Origin of the sequence: Thermobifida cellulosilytica TB100, from assembly GCF_001517975.1 — a bacterium.
Lineage (GTDB): Bacteria > Actinomycetota > Actinomycetes > Streptosporangiales > Streptosporangiaceae > Thermobifida > Thermobifida cellulosilytica.
Map to the genome: position 1 here is coordinate 389072 of NZ_KQ950182.1, position 16539 is coordinate 405610.

Annotated in this window: 16 protein-coding genes; 14 read left to right on the top strand and 2 right to left on the bottom strand. The window is 72.3% G+C overall.

The window, feature by feature from the left end:
* Window positions 1–450 precede the first annotated feature (450 nt).
* Window positions 451–942: a ribonuclease E activity regulator RraA gene (gene rraA, locus AC529_RS11845; RefSeq protein WP_068756562.1), complete on the bottom strand. Its 492-nt coding sequence runs from the start codon at window positions 940–942 to the stop codon at window positions 451–453.
* A gap of 165 nt (window positions 943–1107) precedes the next feature.
* Between rraA and hemL the strand changes: the two genes are divergently transcribed.
* The 5 genes from hemL to AC529_RS11865 all read left to right on the top strand — a co-directional run bounded on the left by hemL (window position 1108) and on the right by AC529_RS11865 (window position 5551).
* The gene (hemL, locus tag AC529_RS11850; RefSeq protein WP_068756564.1) at window positions 1108–2400 is read left to right on the top strand and encodes a glutamate-1-semialdehyde 2,1-aminomutase; all 1293 of its coding nucleotides are present in this window, start codon (window positions 1108–1110) and stop codon (window positions 2398–2400) included.
* A gap of 102 nt (window positions 2401–2502) precedes the next feature.
* On the top strand, window positions 2503–3447 hold the full coding sequence (locus AC529_RS11855; RefSeq protein ID WP_068756566.1) for a LysR family transcriptional regulator: 945 nt from the start codon (window positions 2503–2505) through the stop codon (window positions 3445–3447).
* 43 nt (window positions 3448–3490) lie between these two features.
* The gene (locus AC529_RS11860) at window positions 3491–4126 is read left to right on the top strand and encodes a histidine phosphatase family protein (protein ID WP_068756568.1); all 636 of its coding nucleotides are present in this window, start codon (window positions 3491–3493) and stop codon (window positions 4124–4126) included.
* Between the two features lie 223 nt (window positions 4127–4349).
* Entirely contained in the window at window positions 4350–4448 is a 99-nt protein-coding gene (locus tag AC529_RS19655; RefSeq protein ID WP_078760640.1) for a 30S ribosomal protein bS22, read from the top strand.
* 119 nt (window positions 4449–4567) lie between these two features.
* A complete protein-coding gene (locus AC529_RS11865; protein ID WP_068756571.1) occupies window positions 4568–5551 on the top strand; it encodes an NAD-dependent epimerase/dehydratase family protein in 984 nt (327 codons plus the stop codon).
* A 44-nt stretch (window positions 5552–5595) separates the two neighbouring features.
* Here AC529_RS11865 and AC529_RS11870 read toward each other — a convergent pair whose 3' ends face one another.
* Window positions 5596–6492 (bottom strand): HAD family hydrolase, encoded by an 897-nt coding sequence (locus AC529_RS11870; protein ID WP_083948156.1) that lies wholly within the window; start codon window positions 6490–6492, stop codon window positions 5596–5598.
* Window positions 6493–6677: 185 nt separating this feature from the next.
* On the opposite strand from AC529_RS11870, the gene AC529_RS11875 reads away from it, so the two are divergent.
* From AC529_RS11875 to AC529_RS11910, 9 genes are all read left to right on the top strand, one after another.
* Window positions 6678–7886 carry a putative quinol monooxygenase gene (locus tag AC529_RS11875; protein WP_068756572.1) on the top strand — a complete coding sequence of 403 codons (1209 nt, stop codon included), beginning with the start codon at window positions 6678–6680 and terminating at the stop codon, window positions 7884–7886.
* Between the two features lie 170 nt (window positions 7887–8056).
* Entirely contained in the window at window positions 8057–8743 is a 687-nt protein-coding gene (locus tag AC529_RS11880) for an LmeA family phospholipid-binding protein (RefSeq protein WP_068756574.1), read from the top strand.
* 101 nt (window positions 8744–8844) lie between these two features.
* The gene (locus AC529_RS21340; protein WP_394326442.1) at window positions 8845–8934 is read left to right on the top strand and encodes a putative leader peptide; all 90 of its coding nucleotides are present in this window, start codon (window positions 8845–8847) and stop codon (window positions 8932–8934) included.
* Window positions 8935–9173: 239 nt separating this feature from the next.
* Window positions 9174–10013, top strand: a complete 840-nt coding sequence (locus AC529_RS11885) for a sulfurtransferase (RefSeq protein WP_068756576.1) — start codon at window positions 9174–9176, stop codon at window positions 10011–10013.
* Window positions 10010–10312 (top strand): DUF1416 domain-containing protein, encoded by a 303-nt coding sequence (locus AC529_RS11890; protein ID WP_068756579.1) that lies wholly within the window; start codon window positions 10010–10012, stop codon window positions 10310–10312. The genes AC529_RS11885 and AC529_RS11890 overlap by 4 nt, the downstream gene beginning before the upstream one ends.
* Before the next feature lie 190 nt (window positions 10313–10502).
* On the top strand, window positions 10503–11261 hold the full coding sequence (locus AC529_RS11895; protein ID WP_068756582.1) for a hypothetical protein: 759 nt from the start codon (window positions 10503–10505) through the stop codon (window positions 11259–11261).
* A 124-nt stretch (window positions 11262–11385) separates the two neighbouring features.
* Window positions 11386–12909: an RNA polymerase sigma factor gene (locus AC529_RS11900; RefSeq protein ID WP_232306709.1), complete on the top strand. Its 1524-nt coding sequence runs from the start codon at window positions 11386–11388 to the stop codon at window positions 12907–12909.
* Between the two features lie 292 nt (window positions 12910–13201).
* Window positions 13202–15064, top strand: coding sequence for a hypothetical protein (locus AC529_RS11905; protein WP_232306710.1), 1863 nt, complete (start codon window positions 13202–13204; stop codon window positions 15062–15064).
* A 207-nt stretch (window positions 15065–15271) separates the two neighbouring features.
* Window positions 15272–16528, top strand: coding sequence for a MurT ligase domain-containing protein (locus AC529_RS11910; protein ID WP_068756586.1), 1257 nt, complete (start codon window positions 15272–15274; stop codon window positions 16526–16528).
* Window positions 16529–16539: the final 11 nt, after the last annotated feature.

The window sequence follows — 16539 nt, forward strand, 5'->3', positions numbered from 1 at the left end:
AGACGGGCGGGCCGGGAGGCCGGAAGACGCGCGACCGCGGGGAGCGCGGCCGGAGGCAGCCGGAACGGGGAAAATCGCGAATCGACCCACGCTTCTGCGTCAGGGGGGTAACATTCTGAAGCAGAGCACTCACCGAGCGTTGACTGTGGTGTTTGCGGGCCTCGCGGTACCGCAGGACGTTCGGGCGGTGACGCGGCCGTCCCCTGCGGCTGCGGCGGCCGTAGGAGTGCGTCCGGACTCGGGTGGGCGGGCATCCCGACATGTCCGCCCACCCGTTGCAGACGGGCCGCGTTCCGGCGTACCAGGGGGAGATGGAAAAAGGGGGGCACGTCGGGACGCGGCCTCCACCGGTACCGTCGGCGCCCGCCGACGGGGTCGAGGCTCCTGCCTGCGGAGCGGTGGACGCCGCTCCGCAGGCAGCGGGGCCCGGCCGCGCCCCGGTGGCGGCGCTCAGCCCAGCGCCAGTTCCCGGTCGCTCACCACGATCCCGTCCTCGTCGCTGTACAGCCACGCCCCCGGCGTGAACACCACCTGGCCGAAGGCGACCGGGCCGTCGACCACGCCCGCGCCCGCCTTGGCGGACTTGCGGGGGTTAGACCCCAGCGCCTTGATCCCCAGCGACAGCGTGGCCAGCTCGGCGACGTCGCGCACCGCGCCGTTGATCACCACGCCCGCCCAGCCGTTGCGCTCGGCGGCCCTGGCGATCATGTCGCCCATCAGCGCCGACCGCAGCGAGCCGCCGCCGTCCACCACCAGGACCCGGCCCTCGCCGGGCTGGTTGAGGACCTCCTTGACCAGGGCGTTGTCCTCGTGGCACTTGACGGTCCGGATCGGGCCGAAGAACGCCCGGACGCCGCCGAACTGGCGGAACTGGGTCTCACAACTGGCGAGTTCGTCACCGTGGGCGTCGATCAGGTCGGCGGTGGTGAAGTCCGTGGGCATCGGTCGCTCCGTGGGTGTCGGTGGCGGGAACCGGGGCCCGTGCGGGGGCGCCCCGGGAGCGCGGACGCGCCCCAAGTTACCGACCGGTCCGCCACGGTCCGCGACCAGGGGGCGCGAACCGCGTCCCGGAACCGGGGCGGTGCCGACGGCTGACAGACTGGGCGTGTGGCTACTCAACAGACATCACGTGAGCTGTTCGAACGCGCCCGGGCCGTGATCCCCGGCGGGGTGAACTCCCCGGTCCGGGCCTTCAAGGCGGTCGGGGGCACGCCCCCGTTCATGGCGTCGGGCAGGGGCGCCTACCTCACCGACGTCGACGGGAACACCTATGTCGACCTCATCTGCTCGTGGGGGCCGCTGATCCTGGGCCACGCCCACCCGGCCGTCGTGGAGGCGCTGGCCCAGGCGGCGTCCCGGGGCACCTCCTACGGCGCGCCCACCGCCGCCGAGGTGGAGCTGGCGGAGGAGATCGCGGCGCGCACCCCGGTGGAGAAGGTGCGGCTGGTCAACTCCGGCACCGAGGCCACCATGTCCGCGATCCGGCTGGCCCGCGGCGCCACCGGCCGCAGCAAGGTGGTCAAGTTCGCCGGGAACTACCACGGCCACGTGGACGCGCTGCTGGCCGCCGCCGGGTCGGGGGTGGCCACCTTCGCCCTGCCCGACTCGCCCGGGGTCACCGGGGCCAGCGCGGCCGACACCATCGTGCTGCCCTACAACGACGTGGCCGCCGTCGAGGCGGCCTTCGCCGAGTCCGGGGACGACATCGCCTGCGTCATCGCCGAGGCGTGCCCCGCCAACATGGGCGTGGTGCCCCCGCGCGACGGCTTCAACGCCAAGCTGCGGGAGATCACCGCCCGGCACGGCGCGCTGCTCATCCTGGACGAGGTCCTCACCGGCTTCCGGGTGAGCCCGTCGGGCTGGTTCGGGCTGGAGGGCGTCACCCCCGACCTGATGACCTTCGGCAAGGTCATGGGCGGCGGGCTGCCCGCGGCCGCGTTCGGCGGCCGGGCCGACCTCATGGACCAGCTCAGCCCGAGCGGCCCCGTCTACCAGGCGGGCACGCTGTCGGGCAACCCGCTGGCCACCGCCGCCGGACTGGCCACGCTGCGCAACGCCACGCCCGAGGTCTACGCGCACATCGACGCCGCCGCCGCGCGGGTCTCCGCGGCCGTGGGCGAGGCGCTGTCCGCCGAGGGCGTGCCGCACCGCATCCAGCACGGCGGCAACCTGTTCACGGTGTTCTTCACCGACGAGGAGGTCGTCGACTTCGACGGCGCCCGCGCCCAGAACACCGCCCGGTACGCGGCGTTCTTCACCGCGATGCTGGAGCAGGGCGTCTACCTGCCGCCCGCGGCGTTCGAGGCGTGGTTCTTCTCGGCCGCGCACGACGACGCCGCCCTGGACCGGATCGTCTCCGCCCTGCCCGCCGCGGCCAAGGCCGCGGCCCAGGCGGCCTAGCCGGGGCGGCTCCGGGCTCCGGCCCGGGGCCGCCCCCGCGCACACGCAGCCGGGCTACGGATTTCGCTGGCCCATCGTTAAAGAGATCTTTACGATGGGATAGTGCTTGATCTCGACCGATTAAGAGCGCTGCACGCGATCGCCGAGTACGGCTCGGTGAGTGCGGCGGCCGAGGTACTGGGCATCACCACCTCCGCGGTCTCCCAGCAGATCGCCAAGCTGGAACGGGAGACCTCCTGCCGGCTTCTGGAGCGCAGCGGGCGCGGGGTCCGGCTCACCGACGTGGCGCTGCTGCTGGCCGGGCACGCCGAGCGCATCCTCAGCCTGGTCGCCGAGGCCGAGGCCGACCTGGAGGCCAAGCGCGGCAGCGTCGTGGGCAAGCTCAAGATCGCCTCCTTCGCCACCGCCTCGCGCGGGCTCATGCCGCAGATGCTGCGCCGGGTCGCCCAGGAGCACTCCCAGCTCACCGTGGAACTGCACGAACGCGACCCCAAGGCCGCACTGCCGCAGGTCCTGCGCGGAGAGTTCGACCTCGCCGTCGTGCACGACTGGCGGGGGTCGCCGCTGTCCTTCCCCGCCGGGCTGGAGAAGCTCCACCTCATGGACGACCCGGCGGAGATCGCGCTGCCGAGCACGCACCCGCTGGCGGGCCGCGAGGCGCTGTCCCTCACCGAACTGGCCGACGAGGAGTGGGTGGGCGCCCCGCCGACCGACATCTGCCACGCCTGGCTCTGCCACACGCTGCGGTCCCACGGGATGGAGCCCTGCATCGTGCACTTCTCCCAGGAGTACTCCACCCAACTGGCCCTGGTCGCCGAGGGCCACGGCATCGCGGTGCTGCCGCGGCTCGGCAGGGGGCCCCTTCCCCCGGGAGTGGCGGCGGTCCCGGTCCGGCCCCGCCTGGAGCGCCACCTCTACCTGGTGTGGCGCTGCGAGTCGCGCCACCGCCCGGCTGTGCAGGCCGTGGTGCGGGCGCTGCAAGAGGCGGTCGATACGGTGGGGGATACGCGGAAGGTCCACCTCCGCCCCGGTTCTGTCACGGTGTGAACCGGGCCAGGCACGAACCCCGAAGGAAAGCGGTCCCGCCGTCATGTCCACGACCACCGTCATCCACCTGCTGCGCCACGGCGAGGTGCACAACCCCGAAGGGATCCTCTACGGGCGGCTGCCCGACTTCCACCTCAGCGAGCGGGGGCGCAAGATGGCCGAGCTCGCGGCGGAGTGGTTCTCCGGACGTGACGTCGCGGCGCTGTACTCCTCCCCGCTGGAGCGGGCCCAGGAGACCGCCGAGCCGGTCGCCGCCGAGTTCGGCCTCCAGATCCAACTGGACGAGCGGCTGGTGGAGGCGGCCAACCACTTCCAGGGCAGGCCCTTCACCTCCCGTTCGATCGCCGACCCGCGCACCTGGAGCAGGCTGTACAACCCGTTCCAGCCCTCCTGGGGCGAGCCCTACCGCGCGATCGTGCGGCGCATGAGCGAGGTGATCCGCCACGTGCGCAAGGTGGCGTGGGGGCGGGAGGCGGTGTGCGTCAGCCACCAGCTTCCGATCTGGATCATCAGACGCGCCGCCGAACGGCAGCGCCTGTGGCACCGGCCGGACCGGCGCCAGTGCAACCTGGCCAGCGTCACCTCGCTGATCTTCAGGGACGAGCAGTTGGTCGAGATCTCCTACGCCGAACCCGCGGCCTCCCTGTACCCCGGAAGCTCCCCGGTGCCGGGAGCCTGAGCCCCGGCGCGGCGGGGCCGCAGGCGCCGCCACTGCGTTCGTCCCGCGGCCGGAGAGGGTACCCTAGCTTGTTGGGCACCGCCTCGGTCGGGGCGGCTCGCCCGGGTGCCGGGCCGCACGCCATGTGTCGCCCCACCTGCCCAGACGGCGGGCCGGTCCCCTGTCCAGTGTCGCGTCGTCGTGTTTTTCTCCACTGACACATCTGTGCAACCGAGGTGATCCTATGGGTTCGGTGATCAAGAAGCGCCGCAAGCGCATGGCCAAGAAGAAGCACCGCAAGCTGCTGAAGAAGACCCGCATCGCGCGCCGCAACAAGAAGTAGGCTTGCCTCTCCGCGGACGTTCCGCGAGACCCAGCCCCCCAAGCGCAGGTGCGGCGGCTGCGGGCGACGCGGACAAGGACCTCTCTCCCGCAGCTTCCGCCCGTCGAAGGAGTGTCGACATGGCCCGCGTCGTGCTCGTCACCGGGGTCTCCGACTACCTGGGAGCCAGAGTCGCCGCCGCCCTGCAGGACCATCCCGAGGTCGAACGGGTCATCGGCGTCGACTCGACGGCCCCCGAGCACTCACTGGGGCGGGCCGAGTTCGTCCGGACCGACCTGCGCGACGGCAGCGTCGCCGCGGCGGTACGGGACTCGGGGGCCGACACCGTCCTGCACCTCCGGCTGGCCGTGGCGGACGGCCGGGGCCGGGAGGCGGAGAACGGCGTCCTGGGCACCATGCAGGTGCTGGCGGCCTGCCAGCGGTCCAGCACCGTGCGGCGGCTGGTCGTGCGCTCCACCGCCGCGGTCCACAGTTGCGTGCCCGAGGACCCTCCGGCGGGAGCGGTCCCGGCCCGCAGCCGCAGGGCGGCGCGGGCCCGGCTGAGAGAGGTCACCGAGGCCGCCAAGGCCGAGCGCTACGTGCGCGGCCTCGCCCGCCGCCGCCCCGACCTGTCCATCGCGGTGCTGCGCTTGACCGACCTGATGGGGCCGTCGGTGGAGTCCCCCTTCACCCAGTACCTGGAGCGGCGTCTGGTGCCGGTGCTGCGCGGCCACGACCCGCGGCTACAGTTCCTCCACGAGGACGACGGCGTCGAGGTCATCCGCCGCATGGCGCTCGTCGACCGCGCGGGGGTCTTCGACGTGGCCGCCCCCGGGGCGATCCCGCTGTCGCAGTGCCTGCGCCGGACCGGCCGCTCCGTGGCGCTGCCGATGCCCGAGTCGGGGCTGCGCGTGCTCGGCAGCCTGGCAGGCCGCAGGAAGCTCGACTACTCCCCGGAGCGGCTGCGGCAGTGGGGGACTCCCCGCCCCCTGGACTGCGCCGAGGTGCAGCGGGCGCTCGGCTGGTCGCCGACCTACACCTCCCAGGAGGCGTTCGACAGCTACGTGGCCGGGTGCGCCGTGTCGTCGCCGCGGCGGCGCCGCCGTCCGCAGCGCAGCGCCTGAGCCGCGCAACCGGCCCTGCGCGGGCGGCGTGCCCGCGCCCCGCTTCACAGGCGCCTACGGCGCCGCAGCACCCCCACCAGGACCCCGCCGGCCACCGCACCGGCCACGGCGGAGGGCAGCCCCACGGTCAGCGCGGTGCGGTGCTTGCGGAAGTCGTGCACCGGCCAGCCGTGCGCGTGCGCGTGCCGCTGTAGTTCGTCGTCGGGGTTGACCGCGTTGGGGTTGCCCACCAGGGACAGCAGCGGCAGGTCGTTGTAGGAGTCGCTGTAGGCGGTGCACCGGGAGAGGTCGAGCCCCTCCTCCTCCGCGAGCACGCGGACCGCCTCGGCCTTGGCCGGACCGTGCAGCAGATCGCCCACCAGGCGTCCCGTGTACACCCCGTCCACCGACTCGGCGACCGTGCCCAGCGCGCCGGTGAGGCCCAGGCGGCGCTTGATGATGTCGGCGAGCTCCACCGGGGTCGCGGTGACCAGCCAGACCCGCTGCCCGGCGTCGAGGTGGCGCCGGACCAGCCGCCGGGCGCCCTCCCAGATGCGGTCGGCCATGGTCTCGTCGTAGATCTCCTCGCACAGCGCGACGAGGTCGGAGACCTTGTGCCCGGCCACGAACGCCAGGGCGGCCTCGCGCGCGGCGTTGATGTGGTGGTGCCGCTCCAGCCCGCTGATCCGGAAGAGGATCTGCCCCCAGCCGAAGCGGATGAGGTCACGGGTGGTGAACAGGTTGCGCGCGGCCAGCCCGCGCGCGAAGTGGTAGATGGAGGCACCGCGCATGAGCGTGTTGTCGACGTCGAAGAAGGCGGCGCTGCGGCTGGGATCGCCGGAGCGCTGTTGGGGGGCGTGCGCGTCCGCCGGGTGGGAGGGGGCGTTGGCGGCTGCCGTGACGGAGGCCGCTCCGGTGAGCGCGGTGCGGCCGTGGTCACGGTCTTGGAGACGGCTCCACATGGGAACGAGCCTACGGCCCGTGACGGCACGGGGGTCCCCTCTGAGGAACCCGAAGCCGAGGTGAGTGAGGTAAGTCACATATACCTGTCGAATGTGGTCCTTATGTCGCAATGATCACCCTGTTGGGGGATCGGCTTCATGCCCGAAGGCGCGTTCCGTCCGGAAAGTGCAGCATCATTGTCGAGATGGTCGAAGTAGGACTTGCAGTCGTCTGCGCCCTGGTGGCCTGGAGCGCCGCCGCGGCGCTCGGCGCGCGTGCGTACCGCTACCCGGGCTTCGCCGTCATCGTCTGGGTGGGGTCCGCGGCGGCCGCCGTGATCGCGCTCAGCGCGGCTTTCCCGGCGTCGCTCCTGGACTTCTCCGAAACCACGTTCCGGCTCTTCCAGATCGGTGTCGGCCTGCTGGGGCCGCTGCTGCTGGGCTGGGGCGCCGTCGAGTACGCGGTGGAGTCCCCGCGGGGGCGCTTTGGCACCCGCCTGGTGGTCACCACGCTGACCATCGTCCCCCTGGTGATCCTCACCATGGACCGGCTGCGCGGGCGCTACGACACCGACTACCCGGCCGCCTCCGAGCACTACGACGTCATCCCGATGGCCGTCCTGGCCCTCGTGCACGTGTTCGTCCTGGTGGCAGTGGTCTGGGGGGCGGCCGCAGCCGGGCTGCGCATGTCCCGGAGACCGGAGCAGAGCCGCCACGAGCTGGGCGTGCTCGGGCTGGTGGGGCTCGCGGCCCTGCTGGAGATCCTGGTCAGCAGGTTCGGCCTGGGCACCCTCGGCCAGTTCATGATGCTCGGGGCGGTGGCCTCGCTGTGGGTCGCAGTGGTCAGGGCGAGCGCGCCCCCGCGCCGCGGCGGGCGGCGCCGGGGGAGGGGCCGCGACGACGAGGACGACTTCTTCGACGACGATCTCGACGAGGACGAAGACGAGGAGGAGCCGGTGCGGCGCAGACGGCGCAGGGGCGACCACGACGACTTCGACGAGGAACCGGTACGGCGTCGGCGGCGCAGGGGCAGCCGCGACGACTACGACGAGGAGCCGGAGCCTCCGGCGCGCAGGCCCTCCCGGGTGCAGGGCATCATCACCATCTACACGCTCAAGGAGGGGCACGAGGACCTCTTCGACGAGTGCGTGGAGGAGGTGGTCGACGAGGTCTCCCGCCGGGAGCCCGACACCCTCCTGTACGCCTGCCACACCGTGCCCAGCTCCCCGCAGCAGCGCATCGTCTACGCGATCTACCGCGACCGGCTGGCCTACGAGGAGCACGAGCAGCAGCCGCACATGATCGACTTCATGCGGCGCTCCGTCCGGCACGTCGTGGCCACCAACGTCATCGAGCTCTCCCTGGCCGGAGCGGCCGCGGCCGACGCCCTGCCCGACATGCTGATGCCGAGGTGACGCCGGCCCGCCCACGAGCCCGCGGTGGAAAGTTCCTCAGAGTTCACTGGGATACCGCACCGCACACCCGGATCAATCGGACGATTGCAGTAATCTCCTAGCGATACCCGCGTTCGGTGCGTCTCAAGCGCGGCGCGGCTCGCCGACCTACGGAGTGTGCTGGAAGCCCGATGAGAAAAGTCCTCGTCCTCCTGATTTTCCTCCTGGTTCTGCTGGTGGCCGCCGACAGGGGAGCGCACTACGCGGCGGAGAGCGAGATCGCCAAGCGGATCTCCCAGCAGTACGACATGGCCTCCGAACCGGAGGTCACCATCGGTGGCTTCCCCTTCCTCCACCAGGCCATCGGCGGCGAGTACCAGGAGATCCACGTGGTCACCGGTGCCATGACCGTCGAGGAGGTGCAGGTCGACCGGGTCGACGTGACGCTGACCGACGTCCGCGCGCCCTTCTCCGACCTGCTGACGGAGCCCAACGTGGTGGCCGGAGGGGTCGAGGGCACGGTGCTGCTGCCCTACAGCGAATTGCAGAAGCGGCTGCCCGAGGGCGTGGTCATCGAAGCCGCGAACGGTGCGCCCCGCATGTCCGGCGACCTCGCCTACCAGGGCTTCAGCGCCTCCCTCTCCAGCGGCTTCACGATCGAGGTGGACGGCGACGAGCTCACCGTCACCCCCCAGGACATCGAGCTGGGCGAGGACCTGGTGCCGACGAGCGTGGTGGAGAGCATGCTCACGCTCACCATGAAGCTGCCCCGCCTCCCCTTCGACCTCGAGGTGACCGACGTCGAGCTGCTGCCCAACGGCATCCAGGCGACCGCGGTCGGCAGCAACGTGCAGATCGTCGGCTCCGCCGACAAGTAGGCCCCCGCAGGCCGCCCCGCCGGACCGGCGGGGCGGCTTTTTTCATGCTGTGAACCAAGCCACCCGTGACATCCGAAGAATGAGCACGTAACATCTTCTCCGTGACTCTCCTGACAGACGCGCTTTTGACGAAGCGACGCGCCGTCGACTTCTGCCGTGTCGCCACGGCGCTCTGTCACGCTGCCCGTTAGAGCGATCCCGCTCACGGAAGTGCGGCTGTTTCTGCGCCGCAACCCTCCTCACGCGCCATACGAACGGAACTCCCGCACCCCTCCGGGGCGAGTTCCCTCCCGCACCGTGCACCGCACCCCGTCTCCGTAGAACACAGCCACGGGTGCGCCCCGAGCAACAACTTTCCGTTCCTGCCGACTCGCACGCTGTGCCAGAGCCAGAACAGCAGAGAAGAGAACACACAACAAGGAGGTTCCCCATGAGCCGCTCCGACGTCCTGGTGGACGCCGACTGGGTGGAGGCTCACCTGGATGACCCGGAGGTCGTGATCGTCGAGGTCGACGAGGACACCTCGGCCTACGACAAGGGTCACATCCGCAACGCGGTCAAGATCGACTGGAAGAAGGACCTCCAGGACCCGGTCCGTCGCGACTTCGTCGACAAGGCCGGCTTCGAGGCGCTGCTGTCCGAGCGCGGCATCTCCAACGACCACACCGTCGTCCTCTACGGCGGCAACAACAACTGGTTCGCGGCCTACGCCTACTGGTACTTCAAGCTCTACGGCCACGAGAAGGTGCGCCTGCTCGACGGCGGCCGCAAGAAGTGGGAGCTCGACTCCCGCGAGCTGGTGGCGGAGGTCCCGCAGCGCGAGCGCACCAACTACACCGCCAAGGAGCAGGACACCTCCATCCGGGCCTTCCGCGACGAGGTCGTCGCCGCGATCGGCAACAAGGCCCTGGTCGACGTCCGCTCGCCCGACGAGTTCAGCGGCAAGCTGCTGGCCCCCGCCCACCTGCCGCAGGAGGTCTCCCAGGTCCCCGGCCACATCCCCACCGCCCGCAACATCCCGTGGGCCAAGGTCGCCAACGAGGACGGCACCTTCAAGTCCGACGAGGAGCTGCGGAAGCTGTACGAGGAGGCCGGCGTCGACCTCAACAAGGAGATCATCGCCTACTGCCGGATCGGTGAGCGCTCCTCCATCGCCTGGTTCGCGCTGCACGAGCTCCTCGACGTCCCGAACGTGAAGAACTACGACGGCTCCTGGACCGAGTACGGCTCGCTGGTCGGCGTCCCGGTGGAACTGGGGGAGGCCAAGTGAGCACCTGCGCTGCCCCGGTCGGGGGCGTGGCCCTCGCCGGCGTCGACGCCGGAAACCAGGCGGTCATCCAGGGCACGGTGACCCGGGACGGCCAGCCGCTCGCCAGCGCCTACGTGCGCCTGCTCAGCGCCTCCGACGACTTCGTCGGCGAGGTCGTGACCGGTGAGGAGGGCACCTTCCGCTTCTTCGCCGCCGACGGCCAGTGGAAGGTCAGGGTCCTGGCCTCCAAGGGCTTCACCGCCGAGTACGCGGTGAACGCCGAGGTCGGCAAGGTCATCGACTTGCAGGTGCAGGCCTAGTCCGCAGCCGTCCGCCACAGCGCACAAGTCCACCGGCGGCGACGGGGACCACCCCGTCGCCGCCGGTGGACTTTCGTGTCCTGCGGACCGCGGAAGAAATTTCTGGACCGGTCGCCGAAAAATCGTTGTCCCCGCCGCGGTCGGCGGCTCTTACCGGTGAACGCGCACGACGCACACCGAGGAGTCCACGATGACGACCACGCCTCTCGCCCGGCGGCTGCTCGCCGCCGCCGTCCTCGCCCTGGGCCTGGGCGCCGCCTCCCTGGCCCAGGCCCCCGCCGCGCTGGCCGACTCCGAGGTCGGCCTCACCACCGGCGGCCCGCTGCTGGAGGCCCCGCCCTCCGCCCCCGGCACGGGGGAGCCCTCCCCCGCGGAGCCGGTCCTGCCCGAGGCGGAGCCGGTCCTGCCCGCCGAGGAGGAGCTGCCGATCGACGGCTGCATCGGCGACGCGTGCAGCCCCGACGAGGGGGACGGCGAGTGGACCGAGCTCGACAGCGGATGCTTCTCCTACAGCGGCAACCCCGGCTACGTGTACTGCCCGGGCGAGGAGCACCCCGTGCCGCTCGACGAGGACGGCTGCTACTTCCACGACGACCACGTCTACTGCCTGGACGAGCCCCCGGGCGGCCACCCCGAGCCGTGCGTCACGGAGGAGGGCGACCCCTGCCCGGTCACCGACGTCCCCGACTGCCCCGTCACCCACGTCTCCGAGGACTGCCTGCGCCCCACCCCGGACGACGAGCCCGGTGACCGGCCGGACGACGAACCCGGCGACACGCCCGCAGACGAGCCCGCCGACAAGCCGCGACCGGCGGGCGGACTGCCGCTGACCGGCCCCGGCCTGGCCCTCGTCGCGGGCACGGGAGTACTGCTCACCGCGGTCGGCGCGGGCGGTCTGCTGCTGTACCGGCGCCGCACCCCCGACGACGACACCGGGAGCGCCGAGTAGTCGGCGGCCGGACGACCGGACGGAGACCGCGGCGGGGCGCGGCCGGCAGGACCGCCACCGCGCCCCCCGCTGTCACGGTTCACGGGACTATGCCGGAAACGGCGGCGAGGCTAGGCTTTTGGCCATGCGTGACGCAGACATCGTGCACGCGATCGCGAAAGGCGAGCGGGACGGGCTGAGTGCGGCGTACCGGGCCTACGCCGATCGCCTCTACGACTACAGCCTGAGGATGCTCGACGACGCCGAGGCGGCAGCCGACACGGTGCACGACGTCTTCCTCATCGCACGCGAGCGGATCTCCCAACTGCGCGATCCCGACGCCCTGCGCCCGTGGCTGTACGCGATCGCGCGCTCCCAGTGTCACCGGATCCTGCGCGGTCGCCACCGGTACGCCCCCCTCGACGAGGCGACGGACATGAGCGACGAGACCCTCTCCCCTCCCGAGACCGGCATCCGCCGGGAGGAGGCACGCGACCTCGTCCACGAGGCGATGAAGGGCCTCAACCCGCGTGAGCACGAGGTCATCCACCTGACCCTGCGCCACCAGCTCGACGGCCCCGGACTGGCCGCCGTCCTCGGCGTGGGCGTCAAGCAGGCCAACGCGGTGGCCTCCACCGCGCGCGCCCAGCTCGAACGCTCCATCGGCGCCCTGCTGGTGGCCCGCACCCGGGGGCGCGACTGCCCGGTGCTGCGCACCCTGCTGCGGGGGTGGGACAGCCAGTTCAGTCCGCTGTGGCGCAAGCGCATCAACCGCCACCTGTCCACCTGCGAGAACTGCGAACGCGAGCGCGCCGCCCTGGTGGCCCCCGCGTCGCTGCTGAGCGCGCTGCCCATCGCCGCGGCCCCCGCCTTCCTGCACGACCAGTTGCTGACCAACGCCTTCGATCCGGAGCTCGTCGCCCACCACGCGGAGTTCGCCGCCCAGGCCGGCCCCTACCGTGCCGACGGCTTCCCGGAACAGGACCATGGGAGCGATCCCGAGGCCCTCGCCGACAGCTCCCGCCGACTGTCCACCGCGCTGAGCCTGGCCGCCTCGCTGCTGCTCGTGGCCCTGGCCGGGTGGGTCGGGCTGCCGCTGCTGTCGGAGGTCGCGGCGGGCGGCAACGGGGTCGAGGCGGTGCCCGTGGTCTCCCTGCAACCCGTCGAACCCCCCACCGCCCACCGCCTCCCGGAGCCCTCGGCCGGTGAGGCCGCCAGGAGCGAGGACTCCCCGGCCCCGGTCCGCGACGGGGACCCCGAGACGTCCCCACCCTCCGACGACCCCGACCCCGGCACCCCGGACCTGGACACCCCGGACCTCGCCCAGCCCGGTGCCGACCCGGGCACCTCCCCCGAAGGCCCGCTGACCCTCACCGCGGGGGCGCAGGACGCCACCGCGGAGGAGTGCCCCCAGACCTGGACCCTGGCGGTCTCGGCCCGGACCCAGGGGGAGGCCACCTCGGTCACCCTGACCGTCACCAGCCCGTCCGGCACCCAGCAGACCGCCATGGCCCCCGGCGGCGCTCCGGGGGACTGGCAGGCCAGCGTCGGCGGGCTGCCCCTGGACTCCCCGGTCACCTGGAGGGTCACGGCCGGCGCCGCCGACGGCTCCACCGCGACCAGCAGCGGCAAGGCGTACCGGGCGGGGTGCACCCCCACGCCGGGCTGACCGGGAGCGGACGCCGACTCCTCCCACCGGGCGGCCGGGGAGCGGCGTCCCGCGGCCCGAGCCGGGAACCCCAGGCCCCGGGATACGGGGCCGCACAGGGCCGATCCGGTGCCCCGGTTTCCCAAAACTCGTGACACGATGGCGACAGATTGGCCACAATCGTGTCTATCGCCTGAGGATTCGCCGGTCTGTCCCCTCGTGGCCGGGTGGGAGGTTGTGAGCGGTGCCCGACGAACGATCGGAGCGCAGACGGCCGGGCAGGCCCTTTCTCGGTTGGCGTTACGAGACCCTCGTGCCTCCTCCGGGACCGCCGCCGCGCCGCCCCACCCCCGCCGAACGCGCCGACGTCGACGCCGAGTGGGAGAGGAACAAGCGCCGCTCGGAAGCGGAGACCAACCGCCCCCTGTTCGTCGGGCTGTGCCTGCTCGTCCTCATCAGCACGGTCCTGCTCCTGCTGACCATGGTCGGGGCGATGCCGCTGCTGCTCGCCGTGCTCGGCTGCGCCGCCTGCCTGGTCGTGGCGTTCCCGGTGCTGCTCGTCCTCGCGCAGAGCCGCAGCGACATGGGCGCGCTGCTGGCCCGCGAGCGCACCAGGCGCCGCACGGAGCAGGAGAAGCGGGAGCAGGAGCTGCGCAAGCGGCAGGAGGAGCACGCCGCCCGGTACTCCGAGTGGCAGCACCGCAAGCGCGTCTACGAGTCCCAGCCCTGCTGGCACGCCGTGGAGATCCCCGAGGAGGCCCGCCGGATCGCCGTCGTGGGCGGCACCGAGGCGGGCTGGTCGGCGCTGCTCACCACCCTGGGAGCCGCGCTGATCAAGGACGGCGGCGACCTCACCGTCGTCGACCTGTCCGGGCGCGCGGTCGCCGGGCAGTTCGTCTCGCTCACCCAGCGCTGCGGCCTCATCCCCCGGGTGTGGGTGCTCCCCGCCGACCTGCCCCGGATGAAGATCGGCGCCACCCTCAACTCCCGCCGCCGCGCCGCGATCCTCGCCGCCACCGCCCAGGCGGTCGAGCCCGGCGACGCCGCCACCGACCGGAGCATCCTGGAACGGGTCTTCGCGGTGCTGGGCGGCGACGTCGAGATCGTCCGGGTCGTCGCCGCGCTCGGACTGATCGGGCTGCCGGGCGAGGACGACGCCCGGGACGACCCGGCGCTGGTCCTGCTGACCCGCAGCGAGCGCGAGCAGTTGCGCGAGGCGTTCGCCGCCGACCCCGAGATCGCGGCGCGGGCCTCCGCGCTGCGCCGCGCCCTGCTGCCCTTCGAAGGGCTGGGCAGCCGGGCCGAGCAGGAGCCCTACGCCCAGGTGAAGATCATCGCCACCGACCGCACCGCCGGGGAGTTCGCCGAACGGGCCTACGGCACCTACACCGTCGAGGCGCTCAGCACACTGCTGGACCTGCGGGCGGCCCGGAGGGGGCCGGGACGGCCGTGGGGGCGCATGATCGTGCTCTGCGGCGCCGACGCGCTGCCGGAGTGGGCGGTGCGCCGCCTGACCGAGTCCGCCGAGCGCCTGGCCACCGGGGTGGTGCTGCTGTACCGGCGGGCGGGGGAGAACGCCCTGGCCCAGTTGCGCGCCGAGGGCAGCTTTCCCGTGGTCATGCGCCAGCCCGACGCCGAGTCGGCCGCCGCCGTCGCCGGACTGCTCGGAACGGGGAAGCGGGGGCGGATGCACCGGCTCACCGAGATCATGGGCGCCGCGCTGCACGGCACCACCCCCGACGGCTACGCCACCGACACCTCCGAACAGGTCACCGCGGCCTCCCCGGTCCGCTACGCCGCCAAGTCGATCGCGCCGCTCACCCTGGTCCGGCACATCCGCGCCGCCACCGCGTGGGGCAAGGCCACCAGCCAGGCGTCCGAACAGGACACGCTGTCGGCCGAGAACGGCGTCGACCCGCTCACCACGCAGCGGTTCGACGTCTACGGCCTGCAACGGCTCCCGCACACCGCCGTGATCGTCCCCGGCTCGGGGGACGATCCGGTGGTCGCCGACGCCAACCCCGGCATCCTCGCCCTGCCCACCGCGACCCTGAAGACCGTGGAGGAGGCCGCCGTCCCGGCCGCGGAGGGCGGGGCCGCGCCGCCCGAGGAGACGACGGAGGCCCACGTCGGCCCGCCCCCGGAGCGCCTGGACTGGCGGCGGCCCGTGGCCTGAGCGCCGCCCGCGTCCCGGCGGACGTCCAGCTCCGACCGCCGGGACGCGCCGCGAGCAGCCCCGTGTTAACCGGGTACTCCAGAAATATGAAGAAGGCGCAACCCGAGGCGCAGTGACGGTTTACTCCCCCGAAGGGGCAATAGGCTTGGGCTGCCGCCTGTAGCGAAGGCGTCATGCACTCTCTTCCATCGAACGTTGTGGGGATCAATGAGCGAACTTCCCTTGCGTGCCCAGCTCGCTGCTGCGCTGGGCAAGGGCGCGGCCTCGTTGTCCCGGGCTACCGGGCGCGGCGACGGCTCGGTCATCGGGGGGCGAATCGCGCTCAAGGTCGAACCGAACCTGCTCGCCGAACTCGCCCGCGGACGCCGGATCGCCCTGGTCAGCGCCACCAACGGAAAAACCACCACGACCAGGCTGATCGCCTCGGCACTGCGCGAGATCGGGGAGATCGCCACCAACGAGCATGGCGCGAACATGCCGACCGGCCACATCACCGCGCTGGCCAACCATCCCAAGGCGCGCATCGGGGTACTGGAGACCGACGAGAAGTACCTGCCGCAGGTGCTCCGCGAGACCAACGCCGTCGTGGTCGTGCTGATGAACCTGAGCCGCGACCAGATGGACCGCGCCTCCGAGATCAACCTGCTGGCCAAGAAGTGGCGGGACGCCCTGGCCAACAGCCAGGCGCACGTCGTCGCCAACGCCGACGACCCGCTGGTGGCCTGGGCCGGCCTGGGTGCTCCCCACGCGACCTGGGTGGCGGCCGGCCAGCGGTGGAAGGAGGACTCGTGGTGCTGCCCCGAGTGCGGCGGCCACCTCAAGCGTGAGCCCGACCCGCACTGGGAGTGCCCCGAGTGCGGACTGCGCAGGCCGCACACCACGTGGTCGGTGAACACCGCCGCCGACACGGTCACCGACCCCCAGGGCGTGGAGCACAAGCTCCAACTGCGGCTGCCGGGCGACGCCAACCGCTCCAACGCGGCGATCGCGCTGGCCACGGCCGCCGCCTACGGCATCCGCCCCGAGCAGGCGCTGCCCCGGATCCGCCAGATCGAGTCGGTCGCCGGGCGCTACACCTCGATCGTCACCCGGGGCGTCGAGGTCCGGCTGCTGCTGGCGAAGAACCCCGCGGGGTGGCTGGAGTCGTTCGCGGTCCTGGACCCGCCGCGGGTGCCGGTGATCCTCTCGGTGAACGCTCAGGTGCCCGACGGCCGCGACACCTCCTGGCTGTGGGACGTGGACTACACGGTGCTGCGCGGGCGCCGGGTCTTCGTGATGGGAGAGCGCCGCACCGACCTCGCGCTGCGCCTGGAGACCGACGAGGTGGCCTTCGAGGTGGCCGACAGCGTCGAGCAGGTCCTCACCCGCCTGAAGGCGGAGCAGCCCGACATCACCAAGGTCGACGTGATCGCCAACTACACCGCGTTCCAGCAGATCCGCACGGCCTACGGCCGCGTCCAGTAGAGGGGGAGCCC